Source organism: Streptomyces sp. KPB2 (assembly GCF_003950055.1).
Lineage (GTDB): Bacteria > Actinomycetota > Actinomycetes > Streptomycetales > Streptomycetaceae > Streptomyces > Streptomyces salinarius.
Map to the genome: position 1 here is coordinate 1,330,708 of NZ_CP034353.1, position 12,952 is coordinate 1,343,659.

Annotated in this window: 18 protein-coding genes; 5 read left to right on the plus strand and 13 right to left on the minus strand. The window is 72.5% G+C overall.

Translation table 11 applies throughout. The features are described from left to right. Positions 1-19: 19 nt before the first annotated feature. Entirely contained in the window at positions 20-562 is a 543-nt protein-coding gene (locus D1J63_RS05775) for a type 1 glutamine amidotransferase domain-containing protein (RefSeq protein ID WP_125628016.1), read from the plus strand. 64 nt (positions 563-626) lie between these two features. Here the strand turns inward: D1J63_RS05775 and D1J63_RS05780 are convergent, their stop codons facing one another. After that, entirely contained in the window at positions 627-905 is a 279-nt protein-coding gene (locus D1J63_RS05780; protein ID WP_061441432.1) for a DUF6158 family protein, read from the minus strand. Positions 906-967: 62 nt separating this feature from the next. Between D1J63_RS05780 and D1J63_RS05785 the strand changes: the two genes are divergently transcribed. Then, positions 968-2,089: a Vms1/Ankzf1 family peptidyl-tRNA hydrolase gene (locus D1J63_RS05785; protein ID WP_102930003.1), complete on the plus strand. Its 1,122-nt coding sequence runs from the start codon at positions 968-970 to the stop codon at positions 2,087-2,089. Between the two features lie 27 nt (positions 2,090-2,116). Here the strand turns inward: D1J63_RS05785 and D1J63_RS05790 are convergent, their stop codons facing one another. After that, a complete protein-coding gene (locus tag D1J63_RS05790) occupies positions 2,117-3,736 on the minus strand; it encodes an ATP-binding cassette domain-containing protein (RefSeq protein WP_125628017.1) in 1,620 nt (539 codons plus the stop codon). 122 nt (positions 3,737-3,858) lie between these two features. On the opposite strand from D1J63_RS05790, the gene D1J63_RS05795 reads away from it, so the two are divergent. The 3 genes from D1J63_RS05795 to D1J63_RS05805 all read left to right on the plus strand — a co-directional run bounded on the left by D1J63_RS05795 (position 3,859) and on the right by D1J63_RS05805 (position 6,499). Then, the gene (locus tag D1J63_RS05795) at positions 3,859-5,364 is read left to right on the plus strand and encodes a bifunctional phosphatase PAP2/diacylglycerol kinase family protein (RefSeq protein WP_125628018.1); all 1,506 of its coding nucleotides are present in this window, start codon (positions 3,859-3,861) and stop codon (positions 5,362-5,364) included. An 88-nt stretch (positions 5,365-5,452) separates the two neighbouring features. Then, positions 5,453-6,292 (plus strand): methyltransferase domain-containing protein, encoded by an 840-nt coding sequence (locus D1J63_RS05800; RefSeq protein ID WP_102928930.1) that lies wholly within the window; start codon positions 5,453-5,455, stop codon positions 6,290-6,292. Positions 6,293-6,328: 36 nt separating this feature from the next. Continuing rightward, entirely contained in the window at positions 6,329-6,499 is a 171-nt protein-coding gene (locus tag D1J63_RS05805) for a hypothetical protein (protein ID WP_031042041.1), read from the plus strand. An 80-nt stretch (positions 6,500-6,579) separates the two neighbouring features. Here the strand turns inward: D1J63_RS05805 and D1J63_RS05810 are convergent, their stop codons facing one another. The 11 genes from D1J63_RS05810 to ligD form a co-directional block, all read right to left on the minus strand. Then, the gene (locus D1J63_RS05810; RefSeq protein ID WP_125628019.1) at positions 6,580-6,894 is read right to left on the minus strand and encodes a gas vesicle protein K; all 315 of its coding nucleotides are present in this window, start codon (positions 6,892-6,894) and stop codon (positions 6,580-6,582) included. 1 nt (position 6,895) lies between these two features. Continuing rightward, positions 6,896-7,078 (minus strand): gas vesicle protein, encoded by a 183-nt coding sequence (locus D1J63_RS05815; RefSeq protein ID WP_003972471.1) that lies wholly within the window; start codon positions 7,076-7,078, stop codon positions 6,896-6,898. After that, complete coding sequence (locus tag D1J63_RS05820; protein WP_125628020.1) at positions 7,075-7,878, minus strand: GvpL/GvpF family gas vesicle protein; 804 nt, start codon at positions 7,876-7,878, stop codon at positions 7,075-7,077. The genes D1J63_RS05815 and D1J63_RS05820 overlap by 4 nt, the downstream gene beginning before the upstream one ends. Then, the gene (locus D1J63_RS05825) at positions 7,875-8,201 is read right to left on the minus strand and encodes a gas vesicle protein (RefSeq protein ID WP_073730590.1); all 327 of its coding nucleotides are present in this window, start codon (positions 8,199-8,201) and stop codon (positions 7,875-7,877) included. The genes D1J63_RS05820 and D1J63_RS05825 overlap by 4 nt, the downstream gene beginning before the upstream one ends. Then, positions 8,198-9,340, minus strand: coding sequence for an SRPBCC family protein (locus tag D1J63_RS05830; RefSeq protein ID WP_125628021.1), 1,143 nt, complete (start codon positions 9,338-9,340; stop codon positions 8,198-8,200). Before D1J63_RS05830 ends, D1J63_RS05825 begins: the two co-directional genes overlap by 4 nt. Continuing rightward, positions 9,337-10,017, minus strand: coding sequence for a DNA primase (locus D1J63_RS05835; protein WP_125628022.1), 681 nt, complete (start codon positions 10,015-10,017; stop codon positions 9,337-9,339). Before D1J63_RS05835 ends, D1J63_RS05830 begins: the two co-directional genes overlap by 4 nt. After that, a complete protein-coding gene (locus tag D1J63_RS05840) occupies positions 10,014-10,277 on the minus strand; it encodes a gas vesicle protein GvpG (RefSeq protein WP_102928925.1) in 264 nt (87 codons plus the stop codon). The genes D1J63_RS05835 and D1J63_RS05840 overlap by 4 nt, the downstream gene beginning before the upstream one ends. A 4-nt stretch (positions 10,278-10,281) precedes the next feature. Continuing rightward, entirely contained in the window at positions 10,282-11,055 is a 774-nt protein-coding gene (locus D1J63_RS05845; protein ID WP_125628023.1) for a GvpL/GvpF family gas vesicle protein, read from the minus strand. Next, positions 11,052-11,489 (minus strand): gas vesicle structural protein GvpA, encoded by a 438-nt coding sequence (locus tag D1J63_RS05850; RefSeq protein ID WP_030178468.1) that lies wholly within the window; start codon positions 11,487-11,489, stop codon positions 11,052-11,054. Before D1J63_RS05850 ends, D1J63_RS05845 begins: the two co-directional genes overlap by 4 nt. A 70-nt stretch (positions 11,490-11,559) precedes the next feature. Next, positions 11,560-11,943: a gas vesicle protein gene (locus D1J63_RS05855; protein WP_125628024.1), complete on the minus strand. Its 384-nt coding sequence runs from the start codon at positions 11,941-11,943 to the stop codon at positions 11,560-11,562. 65 nt (positions 11,944-12,008) lie between these two features. Further along, on the minus strand, positions 12,009-12,923 hold the full coding sequence (ligD, locus tag D1J63_RS05860) for a non-homologous end-joining DNA ligase (RefSeq protein WP_164713154.1): 915 nt from the start codon (positions 12,921-12,923) through the stop codon (positions 12,009-12,011). Positions 12,924-12,952 lie beyond the last annotated feature (29 nt).

Sequence of the window (12,952 nt, forward strand, 5' to 3'; positions counted from 1 at the left end):
GGAAGGGAGTCCGAACTCCATGCGGATCGCATTTCTCACCGCGCCCGAGGGCGTGGAGCAGGTCGAACTGACCGAGCCGTGGAAGGCGGCGAAGGACGCGGGGCACGAACCCGTGCTGGTCTCCACGCAGTCCGGGAAGGTCCAGGGCTTCGATCACCTCGACAAGGCGGACACCTTCCCGGTCGACGAGGTGGTGGGCGACACGTCCGCCGACTCCTTCGGCGGCCTGGTGCTGCCCGGCGGGGTGGCCAACCCGGACTTCCTGCGGACGGACGAGAAGGCCGTGGCCTTCGTCAAGGACTTCTTCACGCAGGGCCGCCCGGTGGCCGCCATCTGTCACGCGCCGTGGACGCTGGTCGAGGCGGACGTCGTGCGCGGCCGCACCATGACCTCGTGGCCCAGTCTGCGGACCGACCTGCGCAACGCGGGCGCCACCTGGGTCGACGAACAGGTCAAGGTCTGCGACGCGGGCAGCAACACCTTGATCACCAGCCGCAAGCCGGACGACCTCGGGGCGTTCTGCGAGACCTACCTCGCGGAGTTCGCCAAGGCGGCCGGCTGAGGCGGGCACACGGAATCACGGCGGCGGGCCACCGGCGAGGGATCGCGGTGGCCCGCCGCCGCGCTCAGCCACCGGGCGCGGCGGTCTGGCCGCAGCCGCGCTCCCGGGCGCCCTCGCGGGTGCGGCCCGCGGCCACCGGGCGCCGGGGGTTGCGGCGCAGCCATTCGCCCTCGAGCCGGGCCATCCGGTCGTTGTGCGCCCGCAGCGCGTCGTTCGACCCGTACAGGAGGGTGTCGTGGCGGGTGCGGTGGATGGTCTCCAGCTCTTTCATCAGCTGCTGGTCGTCCAGGCGGCCCGGGTCCACTCCGGTCATGGTGTCGTCCCGCGTGTCGTGTTCGTTCATGCGACCCGGGTACCCGCCCCGGAGCACTACCACCCCCGAGCGGCACCCGGGAGGGCAGCCACATGGACCTCGCGTTTCTCCACCCCCTCTACGAACACCAGGGACCCTGGGCCTCCGTCTACGTCGACCTCTCCCGGAACGCGGAGGACACCGCCCACGAGCGGGAGCTGACGGCCGCCGCGGTGGCCCGGGAGCTGGCGGAGCAGGGGGCCGACGACGCCACCTGCCGGGCGGTGCGGGAGGCGGTGGACGAGCTGCGGCACGCCACCGATCCGCACGGGCGGGCCCTGTTCGCCTGCGCCGGCCGGGTGGTCCTCGATCCGCCGCTGGCCCGGCCCCCGTACGGCGGGACCACCGCCGACTGGGCCCCGTTGCCGCACGTCACGCCGCTGCTCGACCTGGCCGGCGAGGACCCGGTGTGCGTGGTGGCGTACGTCGACCGCAAGGGCGCCGACTTCGAGCTGCGCAGTGCGCTGGGCAGCTCCGACGCGGGCGGCGTGACCGGGCGGCAGTGGCCGGTGCACCGGACGAGCAGCGTGGACTGGTCGGAGCGGCACTTCCAGCTCCGGGTGGAGAACACCTGGGAGCACAACGCGGCGGAGATCGCGGACGCGCTCGCCGTGTGCCAGGAGGAGACGGGTGCCGACCTGCTGATCCTGGTGGGCGACGACCGGGAGCGGCGTTCCGTGCACGAGCGGCTGCCGAACCGTCTGCAGGAGCGCGTCGCCGAGGCCTCGCGCGGCGCCGGCAGCAGGCTGCTGGACGACGAGGTGGAGGGGCTGCGCGAGGACCATGTCCGCAGCCGTGCCCGGGAGGACCTGGACCGGTTCCTGGCCGCCAGGTCGCGGGACGACGAGGGCCGGTCCGGCGCGGCCGAGGGCGTGCCCGCGCTGGTCGAGGCCGCCCGGGAGCACCGCATCGACGAGCTGCTGGTCATCCCGGACGCCCCCGACACCCACCGGGAGGTGTGGATCGGCGAGGACGCCGACCAGGTGGCGGTGCGCCGTACCGAGCTGAAGACGCTCGGCGAGCAGAACTCCTGGTCGGCCCGGGCGGACGACGCCCTGCTGCGCTCCGCGGTGATGACCGGCGCCCCGGCGATCTCGGTGACGCCGGTGCTGCCGCCGGAGACCGCGGAGAAGGCGCCGGTGGGCGGCCTGGGGGCGCTGCTGCGCTGGAGGTGACCCGGACCCGTACCTGACCGGGGTGGCTCAGCGCGCCCGCTCGACCCGCCGTTCGTCCCAGACCGGCTCCGGCGTCTCGCGCACGCGTCCGTCGCTGCCGAAGACCAGGTACCGGTCGAAGGAGCGGGCGAACCAGCGGTCGTGGGTGACCGCGAGGACCGTGCCCTCGAAGCCCTCCAGGCCCTCCTGGAGGGCTTCGGCCGACTCCAGGTCGAGGTTGTCGGTGGGCTCGTCCAGGAGCAGGGCGGTGACGCCTTGGAGTTCGAGGAGCAGGATCTGGAAGCGGGCCTGCTGGCCGCCGGAGAGCCGGTCGAAGGCCCGCTCGGCCTGCTGGGTCAGCTCGTAGCGGCGCAGCCGGGACATGGCGGCGCCCCGGTCCTGGGCGTGGTCGGTCCACAGGATGTCCAGGAGGGTGCGGCCCAGCAGTTCGGGGTGGGCGTGGGTCTGCGCGAAGTGGCCGGGCACCACGCGCGCCCCGAGCTTCCAGTCCCCGGTGTGCGCCACCTCGTCGCCGGCCAGCAGTCGCAGGAAGTGCGACTTGCCGGAGCCGTTGGAGCCGAGGACGGCGACCCGTTCGCCGTAGAAGACCTCCAGGTCGAAGGGTTTCATCAGGCCGGTGAGTTCCAGTTGCCCGCAGGTGACGGCGCGCACGCCGGTGCGGCCGCCCTTCAGGCGCATCCTGATGTCCTGCTCGCGCGGCGGCTCGGGCGGCGGTCCGGCCTCCTCGAACTTGCGCAGCCTGGTCTGGGCCGCACGGTAGCGGGACGCCATGTCCGGGCTGTTCTCGGCGGCCTGGCGGAGCGTCAGGACGAGCTTCTTCAGCTGGGCGTGCTTCTCGTCCCAGCGGCGGCGCAGTTCCTCGAAGCGGGCGAAGCGTTCCCGGCGGGCCTCGTGGAAGGTGGCGAAGCCGCCGCCGTGCACCCAGGCGTCGGCGCCGGCGGGGCCGGGTTCGACGGAGACGATCTTCTGCGCGGCGCGGGCGAGCAGTTCCCGGTCGTGGGAGACGAAGAGCACGGTCTTGCGGGTCTCGGCGAGCCGCTCCTCCAGCCAGCGCTTGCCGGGCACGTCGAGGTAGTTGTCCGGCTCGTCGAGCAGGAGCACCTCGTCGGTGCCGCGCATCAGCGCCTCCAGGACGAGGCGCTTCTGCTCGCCGCCGGAGAGCGTGCTCACCTGTCGCCACTGGGCCTTCTCGTAGGGCACCCCGAGCGCGGCGGTGGTGCAGATGTCCCACAGGGTCTCGGCCTCGTACCCGCGTGCCTCGGCCCAGTCGGCGAGTGCCTGCGCGTACGCCAGTTGGGCGGCCTCGTCGTCGACCGTCATGATCGCGTGCTCGGCGGCGTCGACGGCACGGGCGGCCTCGCGGATCCGGGGCTGCGCCACGGACACCAGCAGGTCGCGCACGGTCGTCTCGTCCCGTACGGAGCCGACGAACTGGCGCATGACGCCGAGGCCGCCGGTGACGGTGACGGAGCCGCCGTGCGGCTTCAGCTCGCCGGCCAGCAGGCGCAGCAGGGTGGTCTTGCCCGCGCCGTTGGGTCCGACGAGGGCCACGACGGCCCCCTCCCCCACCCGGAAGGAGACGTCGCCGAGCAGCGCCCTCCCGTCGGGAAGGTAGTACTCCAGATGCGCGGCTTCGAGGTGACCCATGGGACCGGATTCTGCGGCTCCGGCCGGGCTCCCGGCAAACCGTTTTCGGCGGCGGGACGGGGAGGCGCGGCACGTGGGGAGCGCCACGGCAGGAAATGCCGTCCGCAGGGTAGGTGGGAGCCATGAGTCCCGACGTAGACCTCACCGCCCCGACGCCCGGCCCGCACCCCCTGCGCACCGGTTTCCTGCGGCTGGACCAGCGGCTGTTCGAGGCCGTCGCCGCCCGTACCTGGCTCGGCGCGGACCCCCTGCTGCCCCGGTTGAGCCGGAGCGCCAACCACGGAGTGCTGTGGTTCGCGGCGGGCGCCGCGCTGGCCGCGACCCGTACGCCGAGGGCCCGGCGGGCCGCCGCCCGGGGCCTGGCCTCGCTGGGTCTCGCCTCGCTGACGATCAACACCCTCGGCAAGCGCTCGGTGCGCCGGCCCCGGCCGGTCCTCGACCCGGTCCCGCTGGTGCGGCAGTTGAAGCGGCAGCCGATCACGACGTCGTTCCCGTCCGGGCACGCCGCGTCGGCCGCCGCCTTCGCGACCGGCGTCGCGCTGGAGTCCCCGGCGTGGGGTGCGGCGGTGGCCCCGGTGGCGGCCGCGGTCGTCCTGTCCCGGGTCTACACCGGCGTCCACTTCCCGAGCGACGTCCTGGCCGGCGCGGCGCTCGGGGCCGGGGCCGCGTTCGCCGTGCGGGGGATGGTGCCGACGCGGGCGCAGCACGTCCCGCCGGCCCGGCCGCGTGCCGAGGTGCCCGCGCTGCCCGGCGGCGAGGGGCTCGTCATGGTCGCCAACGTCGGCTCGGGCACCTCGGACCGGGTGCGGGCGCTGTGCGACGCGCTGCCCGACGCCGAGGTCGTGGAGTGCGAGCCGGGGGACGTCCGGGCCGAGCTGGAGAAGGCGGCCGGGCATGCCCGGGTGCTCGGTGTGTGCGGCGGCGACGGCACCGTGAACGCCGCGGCCGAGATCGCGCTCCGGCACGGGCTGCCGCTCGCGGTCCTGCCCGGCGGCACGCTCAACCACTTCGCCTACGACCTGGGCGTCGAGGACGTACGGGATCTGTGCGGCGCGCTGGAGCGGGGCGAGGGGGTGCGGGTGGACGTGGGCCGGTTCGCCTCCGGCGGGCGGCGCGGCGTCTTCCTGAACACCTTCAGCCTCGGTGTGTACCCGGAGCTGGTGAACGAGCGGGAGCGCTGGTCGTCCCGGATCGGCGGCTGGCCGGCCGGGGTGCTTGCGGCCGTGCGGGTGCTGCGCGCCGACCGGCACCCGCTGGAGGCCGAGGTGCGCGGCCGCAGGCGTCCGCTGTGGATGCTGTTCGCGGGCAACGGCACGTACCACCGCCGGGGACTGGCCTCGGGGCGCCGGCTCGACCTGGCGGACGGCCAGTTGGACGTGCGGGTGGTGCACGGGGGCCGCCGGCCCGCCCTGCGGCTGCTCTCCGCGGCCCTCGCGGGACCGCTGACCCGCTCCCCCGCCCACGCCGCGGTGCAGGTGCCCCGACTGCGCCTGTCGGGGGTCGCGCCGGGCACGCTGATGGCGTACGACGGCGAGCTGACCGAGACCGAGGGCGACCTGACGCTGGAGAAGCTGCCCGAGGCGCTCACGGTGTACCGGCCCCTGCCCGGCGGCGGACTGCTCTCCTGACGAACCGTCAGTCCATATCGCAATACGGGTATCTCATCATGCGGCCGTCCGGCGTACCGTGAGCGCACTGCCGGAGAGGGGATCCACCATGCCGAAGCCGCATGAGACCGCCGTCTACACGCACGGACACCACGAGTCCGTGCTCCGCTCGCACACCTGGCGCACCGCCGAGAACTCCGCCGCCTACCTGCTGGGATCGCTGCGGCCGCACATGCGGATCCTGGACGTCGGCTGCGGACCCGGCACCATCACCGCCGACCTGGCGGAACTGGTTCCGGACGGCCACGTCACCGGTGTGGACCGGGCTCCGGAGATCGTGGCGAGGGCCCGGGCCACGGCCGCCGGGCGCGGGCTGGCCAACACCGACTTCGCGGTCGCCGACGTGCACGCGCTGGACTACCCGGACGACACCTTCTGCGTGGTCCACGCCCACCAGGTGCTCCAGCACGTGGGCGACCCGGTGCGGGCGCTGCGGGAGATGAAGAGGGTCGCGAAGCCGAACGGGATCATCGCCGTCCGCGACTCCGACTACGGCGCCATGACCTGGTACCCCGCGTCCCCGGGCATGGACGACTGGCTGGACCTGTACCGCCGGGTGGCCCGCGCCAACGGGGGCGAGCCGGACGCCGGGCGCCGGCTGAAGGCCTGGGCGCTGGAGGCGGGGTTCACCGACATCACGGCGACCTCGGCCACCTGGACCTTCGCCGCGCCCGAGGAGCGGGAGTGGTGGAGCGGCCTGTGGGCGGACCGCACCCTCGCGTCGGCGTACGCGGAACGCGCCACCGAGGGCGGTCACGCCACGCCGGAGCAACTGCGGGCCGTCTCGGCGGCCTGGCGGGAGTGGGGAAAGCAGCCGGAAAGCTGGTTCAGCGTCCTGCACGGAGAAATTCTGTGCCGAAAGGAAGCCCGACCGACGCCTGTTCGGTGAATTTCGGGAAACCAGTACGGCAGGAGGTTACACACTATGGTTCCGCTTCTGCTCGTACTGCTTCTCGCGATCGTTCTTTTCGGTGTCGGGTTCGCGGTGAAGGTTCTCTGGTGGATCGCTCTGGCGGTTCTGGTCCTGTGGCTGATCGGTTTCCTGGCCCGCGGGACGAAGACCGGTGGCGGCAGGGGCCGCTGGTACCGGTGGTGAACGACCGGTGACGCCTGGCCGGTGACGCACCGGCCGGCGAGGAACGACCGGTGACGAGGCTGCTGCCCCGGGAGTGACGCTCACTCCCGGGGCAGCAGCGGTCCCAGCGGCCCGAGGTCCAGGTTCAGGTCCTCGGGCCGCAGTCCGTAGCGGTCGCGCAGTTCGGTCATGCGGTCGTCGAGGAGCATCAGGGTGAGCCCGATCCGCTCCTCCTGGTCCTCGCTCAGGTCGCCCTCGTCGACGCGGCGCAGCGCCTGGCGTTCCATGAGCTGGCGCAGCAGCTCGACGACCGTCAGCACCAGCTTCATCAGATCGCGCTCGACCGTGTCGGGGTCGAGGTCGAGGCGGCGCGCGCGGGGCTCGGCCGGTTCCGGATGCCCGGGGTGTTCGGTCATGTCAGTCCCCGAACGGTGAGGGGACGTTGCGGTTGACCGAGCTGATCAACGCGTTCAGGTCGATGCGGACCAGGTCGACGTCCGCGATACGCAGCGTGACGTCGCCGGTGATGACGACCCCGCCGGCCAGCAGCCGGTCGAGCAGGTCCACGAGGGCGATCTCGCGGCGCTCCACAACGGTCACGACCCCTCCCCCGCATTCTCCCCGGCGAAGGAATAGGCGGCCCAGGGCCCGGTGAGTTCCGCGCGAATTCCGGGCACGTCGTCCTTCGTACGGTCCACCATTTCCACGAATTCCTCGGATGCGTCGCGGCGCACCAGATAGGCGGCATTGAGCACGTTCCGTCCGGCCGCCCCGGAAAGGCGCGGATTCTGCGGGGCGTGCAGCCGGGCGTCGTCGGCCCGGCCGGACAGCGTCGCGTGCAGCCCCGTGGCGAACTCCTCGGCCCTGCTCCACAGGTCGTCGCTCGCCCGGGACTGCCGGCGCCGCTGCCGCAGGTAGTCCCGGCCCGAGACGGGCTTCGGCGCGGGCGGGGCCGATGCGGCCGACCGCCCGGCCCCCGCCTGCTCCGACTGCTCGGTCTTCTCCGTCTCGACGTACACCTTCACGCCCCACTCCACCCGCCCGTCCAGCCGGTCGAGCGTGCGCCGGAAGGCCGCCTCGCGCTTCTCCAGCATCACGCGTACGCCGCTGTCGTCCCGGAAGACGGTGGCCAGCCGGAGCGGCAGCGGGGTGGTGACGGCGGTGAGCGCGTCGACGACCTGCTGGTGGGCGCGGGCGGTGGCGGTCAGCCAGTCCAGGTCCTCCAGGTGGGCGCGGAGTTCCTCCTCGCTGAAGTCGGCCTCGGGCACGTGGCTGACGACGGCGACCAGGTCGCCGTGCGGCAGCAGCCGGGGCGGGTCGCCCGCGACCCCCGTGAGCTGGGTCTGCAGGGCCGCGTCGAAGGGACGGCAGACGGCGTAGACGTAGCGCAGTCCGGTCACGGCGCCTCCCTCGGGACCCGGCCCGGGTCCAGCTCACGCAGGCGTTCACGCAGCGCCGCGTTCTCCCGGGTGAGCTCGTCGTGCCGGGCGCGCGAGGACAGGGCGGGATCGCTCTCCCACCAGTCGATGCCCATCTCCTTGGCCTTGTCCACGGAGGCGACGACGAGCCGCAGCTTGATGGTCAGCAACTCGATGTCGAGCAGATTGATCTTGATGTCGCCCGCGATCACGACTCCCTTGTCGAGCACCCGCTCCAGGATGTCGGCGAGGTTGGCGCTCTGTCCCTGGCCGTAGGGATCGGGCAGCCGGCTGGGGGTGGTCATCGACGGCTCCCGCCCTCGGCGTCCTCGTACTCGTCACGGGACGCGTACTCGTCCTCCCCGGCTTCCTTCTCCGCCGGGGGCTCCTCGTACTCGCCCTCCGGTTCGTCCTCGTACTCGGCGTCGGCCTCTTCCTCCGGTTCCTCCTCGTACTCGCCCTCGGGCTCTTCCTCGTACTCGCCCTCGGGCTCCTCGTCGTACTCGGCCTCCGCCCCGCCCTCGGACTCCTGCTCCGGTTCCTGGTCCCGGTCCTGCTGCTCTTCCTCCTCCGCGACCGCGTCCTCGTGGCTTCGGACGACCTCGCCGTCGCGGATCTCGCCGCGCCAGCCGTCGTCGGCCTCTCCCTTGAAGGTGATGTGACGGACGTAGTTCTTCAGGTCGAGCCGGGCCCGGCGGCCCTGGGCGCGCCAGATGTTGCCGGTCTTCTCGAACAGACCGCTCGGGTAGTACTCGATGACCAGGACCACGCGGGTCAGGCTGGGGGCCAGCTCGTGGAAGCTGACGACGCCCTTGGTGGAGCCCTTGGCACCCTCGGACGTCCAGGAGATCCGGTCGTCGGGCACCTGCTCGGTGGTCGTCGCCTTCCAGCTGCGGTTGGACCAGAAGACCTTCAGCTGCCAGTCCGAGGTCGTGTCGTCGGCGCGGTTCGCGCTCTTGACGCCCTTGGCGAAGGTGCTGAAGTCCTGGTACTGGGTCCACTGGTCGTAGGCGGTGCGCAGCGGTACGCCGACGTCGACGTACTCGATGATGACGGTCGGCTTCTGACCGCCGCCGCCCTTCTTCCCGCCCTTGCCGCCGGTGAGGTTCTTGAAGGCGCCGACCACGTTGTCCTTCACCTTGCCGGCGCCGACCTCGAAGGCCGCCCGCATGGGGCCCTTGCCCTCGGCGAGCTTGCGTCCGCCGTCGAGGGCGAGCTTGGCGAATCCCGGGCTGTTGCCCTCGGCGATGTCGTTGAGCTTGCCGGTGGTCTCGCCCAGCTTGGTGCCGAGGCCGGTCAGCAGCCGGGTGGCCTGGGCGGCGAGGTAGTCCTGCACCTCCGCCTTCAGGCGGTCGGCCGCCTCGCTCTGCGCGACGTCGGCCAGCGGGTTCTTCTTCGCGGCGTCTCCCGCCCCGGAGGCCGCGGATCCGAGGGTGTCGCTCATCGCTCACCACCGCCCTTCGACTGACGGGCACCGGACGTCTTCTTGGCAGCCGTCTTCTTGGCGGCCGTCTTCTTCGCGGGCTGGGCCCGCTTCGCCGCCGCCTTCCTCGCGGGCGCCTTGGCCGCGGCCTTCTTCGCGGGCGTCTTCTTGGCCGTCTTCCGCGCTTCGGGCGGAGCCTTCCTGGCCGGCCGCTCACGCCGCGGCGCGCGCCGTTCCCCGCGCTCGTCGCTCTCGTCGCGCTCGTCGCGTCCCTCGGGCTCCTCGCGTCCCTCGGGCTCCTCGCGCTCCTCGGGCTCCGAGTCCTCCGAGTCCTCGGAGTCGCGGGAGTCGTCCGATCCGACGCCTGCCGCCTGGGACGCCGCGCCGGAGAGCTGGTCGCGCACCTCGGCGGTGCGCCCGTGCAGCCGGTCGGCCAGCGCGTCCAGCTGCCGCTCGACCATGGCGCCCGAGGCCGCCTTGCCCACACCCCGCAGATCCGTGCGCAGCTGGTCCCCGATCTCCTTGAACTGGGGGTTGTTCTGCAGCTGTCCGGAGACCAGTTCGGCGATGCCCTTCGGGGTCAGGTTCATCTTCTTGCCGGCGACCATCGTGCCCACGGCGACCGCGAGTTTCAGCTTCTTGGTGCGTCCCAGCAGATAACCGGCCCCTATCGCGAGGCCCAGTCCCGTTCGGTTCATGGTGCCGTCCCGTTGCCCAATCCCGCGCTCGTGCGCGTAGCGATCTCCAGCCGGTCCAGAAGCTCGTCCTCCTGTCGGTCGAACTCCTCCTCGGTGATCTCACCGGCCTCCAACTGCTCCTCCAGGCGGGCAAGTTCGGCTCGTACGGTGGCGGGGTCGTAGTAGATGCGCTCCGCCTCGCTCAGTACCTGTCTGATGGCCCAGCCGCTGCCGCGCACCGGCGCGAGCGGCAGCAGCAGGACTTCCGAGATCAGCCCCATGTCGTCACCCCGCTCCGGCGTCCGCCCCGCCGGCCGCGGTGCCCGCGGGCTCGGCAGGGCCCGGCTCGACGAAGCTGTACGGCGGGAGCGGACCGTTCAGGCGGACCTCCAGGTGCGGCATGTCGCCGCGGGCCCGCTCGACGGCCTCCAGGAAGTCGTCGGCCGCCTCCCGCTTGACCAGGAACGAGACGTTGGCCAGCCAGCCGGTGGACTCGGGACCCACGCTCACGGCGTCGGCGGCCGGTTCCAGGGCGCGCTCCAGCGTCGTGGCGTCCTCGGCCTCCTTGCCCTTGACCGCGGCCGCGACCATCTCGCCGAGCCGGATCTTCGTCTCGTACGTTCCGCCGCCCGCCTGCCGGTTGGACTCCGCGAGGGCGCGGATCTCGGGGTTCTGGGCCATCACGTGGTGCAGCACGGCCTCTTCGACGTGGGTGGCCTTGACGTTGTACTCGACCCGGCCGTCCAGCGCGTCCAGGCGCTCCGCGTAGTGTTCGGCGCGCTCGGCGAGCACCCCGGTGACCGCCTTGTCGTCCGGGGCGATGCTGCCGAAGCGCATGGGCAGCACGCAGCCGTCCGCACCGACCTCGCTGAGCACGTTCTGGTGGGCGAGCAGCTCCCTGCGCTTGGGGCGCAGTCCCTCGGGTGCGTCGCTGACGACGGCCGCCAGGTCGCCCTCCTTGAGGATCCGCACCTCGCGCGGCGGGTCACCGACGCCGCCGGTGCCCTCGGGGAGCGAGGGATGCGTGGCGGCGGTGATGCCGTAGACGTACGTACTCACTCCTGCTCCTCCTTCCGGCGCGAGGGCGCGGCCTTGCGGGCGCGCGGTCGCGACGAGGTCTCGCGCTCGGAGCCGCCCTCGTCACGGGCCTGCTTGAACGCGTCGGAGATGGTCTCGGCAGCGCCGGACAGCGCCCCCTTGGACTTGCCGCGGGCGCCGGACTCGGTCATCTCGCCGACCAGGTCGGGCAGTCCCGGGTCCTTGCGCGGCCCGGCCTCCAGGTCGAGCCGGTTGCACGCCTCGGCGAAGCGCAGATACGTGTCCACGCTGGCGACGACGACACGGACGTCGATCTTCAGGATCTCGATGCCGACCAGGGAGACACGCACGAAGGCGTCGATGACGAGCCCCCTGTCCAGAACAAGCTCAAGCACGTCGTAGAGGCCGCTGCTGCCGCCTCCGCCGCCGGTTTGTTGTGCCGGTACGACAGTCATGCCTGTTATTCCTCCATCTTGTCGGTGTGAATGGTGTGCGCCGGTACGGGAGCGGGCGCCGTGCGCCGGCCTAGCGGCTGCCGCGGGCGTCGGCCCGGCCGCGCTCGTAGCGCCGTACCCGCCGGTAGCCCGTGAGCTGCCCCTCTGCGTCCAGCTCCACCTGGTAGCTCGCCATCAGGCTCATGGTGTCGGGCACCCGCTCCAGTTCCAGGACCTCGACCTCCAGCGCCCAGCCCTCGTCCGTCTGCTCGAACGACGACACGGACTCGGCGGTCATCCCGGTGAGCTCCGCCAGCTGGGCCCGCGCCTCGCGCAGAACCTCCATCGGCTTGGGACGGCGCGACTCCTGTGGCGACTGTGACGCTTGAGACTTCTGAGTCTTCTGTGATGTATGTGGCTTTCGTGAACTCTGTGGTGCGTCTTGTGAGTCGGATGTGCTGTTCGTGTTCGACATGGCCACCTCCCCCTCCGTGTGGCCGCATGTGTGTTCGCCAAACCTCGCCGAGTTGCGCGGCTCGCTCAGTCGTGCATGGCGTTCAGCCGGCGCCGGGCGGGGCCCAGGGCCCGGGCGCGGTCCGCGAGCCCGGCCCAGGGCCTGGTGCGGGCCTGTTCCACGGCGTCCGCGACGGTCCAGCGGCGGGCGTGCAGGCCGGGGTCGTCCAGTTGGTCCCAGGAGATGGGCGTGGCCACGGGTGCGCCGGGGCGGGCGCGCACGGTGAAGGGGGCGACCGCGGTCTGGGCGTAGGCGTTGCGCTGGATGTCGAGGTAGAGCCGGTCGCCGCGGTCCTTCTTGCGGGCGGCGGTGGTGAGCCGGTCGGGGTGGGCGGCGGCCAGGACGTCGGCGACGGCCCGCGCGAAGTCGCGTACGTCGTCGAAGTCCTGGCGGCCGTCCAGCGGCACGACGACGTGCAGCCCCCGGGAGCCGGTGGTCATCGGCGCCGAGGGCAGCTTCAGCTCGTCGAGCAGGTCGCCCAGCAGCCGGGCCGCCTCCCGGACCGCCTCGAAGTCGTCTCCGGCCGGGTCGAGGTCGAAGACCATGCGGTCGGGCAGGTCGATCCGTCCGGTCCGGGACAGCCAGCGGTGCAGGGTGAGCGCGGCCTGGTCGGCGAGGTAGACGAGGGTGGCGGAGTCGTCGCAGACGGTGTGGCAGACCGTGCCGCCCTCCTTGCCGACCTCGACGCGTTCGATCCACTCCGGGTAGTGCTCCGGGGTGTTCTTCTGCATGAACCGCGGCCCGTCGATCCCGTCCGGGTGCCGCTCCAGCATCAGGGGGCGGCCCCGCAGGTGCGGCAGCATGAACGGGGCGACGGCTCGGTGGTAGTCGACGAGATCGCCCTTGGTGTACTCCTTCGGCTCCCCGGCGCCGCCCGCACCGGCCGGGAACAGCACCTTGTCCGGCCGGTGGACCTGCACGGTGCGACGCCCGGCCCGCACGGTCCGGGCGCCGTCACCGCCGCTGTCGC

Excerpts from the sequence above, each read along its gene's own strand:
- D1J63_RS05795 (WP_125628018.1), top strand. The coding sequence starts at position 3,859 with ATGAGTCCCGACGTAGACCTCACCGCCCCGACGCCCGGCCCGCACCCC.
- D1J63_RS05855 (WP_125628024.1), bottom strand. The coding sequence starts at position 11,943 with ATGTCGAACACGAACAGCACATCCGACTCACAAGACGCACCACAGAGT.
- D1J63_RS05840 (WP_102928925.1), bottom strand. The coding sequence starts at position 10,277 with ATGGGGCTGATCTCGGAAGTCCTGCTGCTGCCGCTCGCGCCGGTGCGC.
- D1J63_RS05810 (WP_125628019.1), bottom strand. The coding sequence starts at position 6,894 with ATGACCGAACACCCCGGGCATCCGGAACCGGCCGAGCCCCGCGCGCGC.
- D1J63_RS05850 (WP_030178468.1), bottom strand. The coding sequence starts at position 11,489 with ATGACTGTCGTACCGGCACAACAAACCGGCGGCGGAGGCGGCAGCAGC.
- D1J63_RS05805 (WP_031042041.1), top strand. The coding sequence starts at position 6,329 with ATGGTTCCGCTTCTGCTCGTACTGCTTCTCGCGATCGTTCTTTTCGGT.
- D1J63_RS05800 (WP_102928930.1), top strand. The coding sequence starts at position 5,453 with ATGCCGAAGCCGCATGAGACCGCCGTCTACACGCACGGACACCACGAG.
- D1J63_RS05780 (WP_061441432.1), bottom strand. The coding sequence starts at position 905 with ATGAACGAACACGACACGCGGGACGACACCATGACCGGAGTGGACCCG.
- D1J63_RS05835 (WP_125628022.1), bottom strand. The coding sequence starts at position 10,017 with ATGAACCGAACGGGACTGGGCCTCGCGATAGGGGCCGGTTATCTGCTG.
- D1J63_RS05825 (WP_073730590.1), bottom strand. The coding sequence starts at position 8,201 with ATGACCACCCCCAGCCGGCTGCCCGATCCCTACGGCCAGGGACAGAGC.
- D1J63_RS05790 (WP_125628017.1), bottom strand. The coding sequence starts at position 3,736 with ATGGGTCACCTCGAAGCCGCGCATCTGGAGTACTACCTTCCCGACGGG.
- D1J63_RS05775 (WP_125628016.1), top strand. The coding sequence starts at position 20 with ATGCGGATCGCATTTCTCACCGCGCCCGAGGGCGTGGAGCAGGTCGAA.
- D1J63_RS05785 (WP_102930003.1), top strand. The coding sequence starts at position 968 with ATGGACCTCGCGTTTCTCCACCCCCTCTACGAACACCAGGGACCCTGG.
- D1J63_RS05830 (WP_125628021.1), bottom strand. The coding sequence starts at position 9,340 with ATGAGCGACACCCTCGGATCCGCGGCCTCCGGGGCGGGAGACGCCGCG.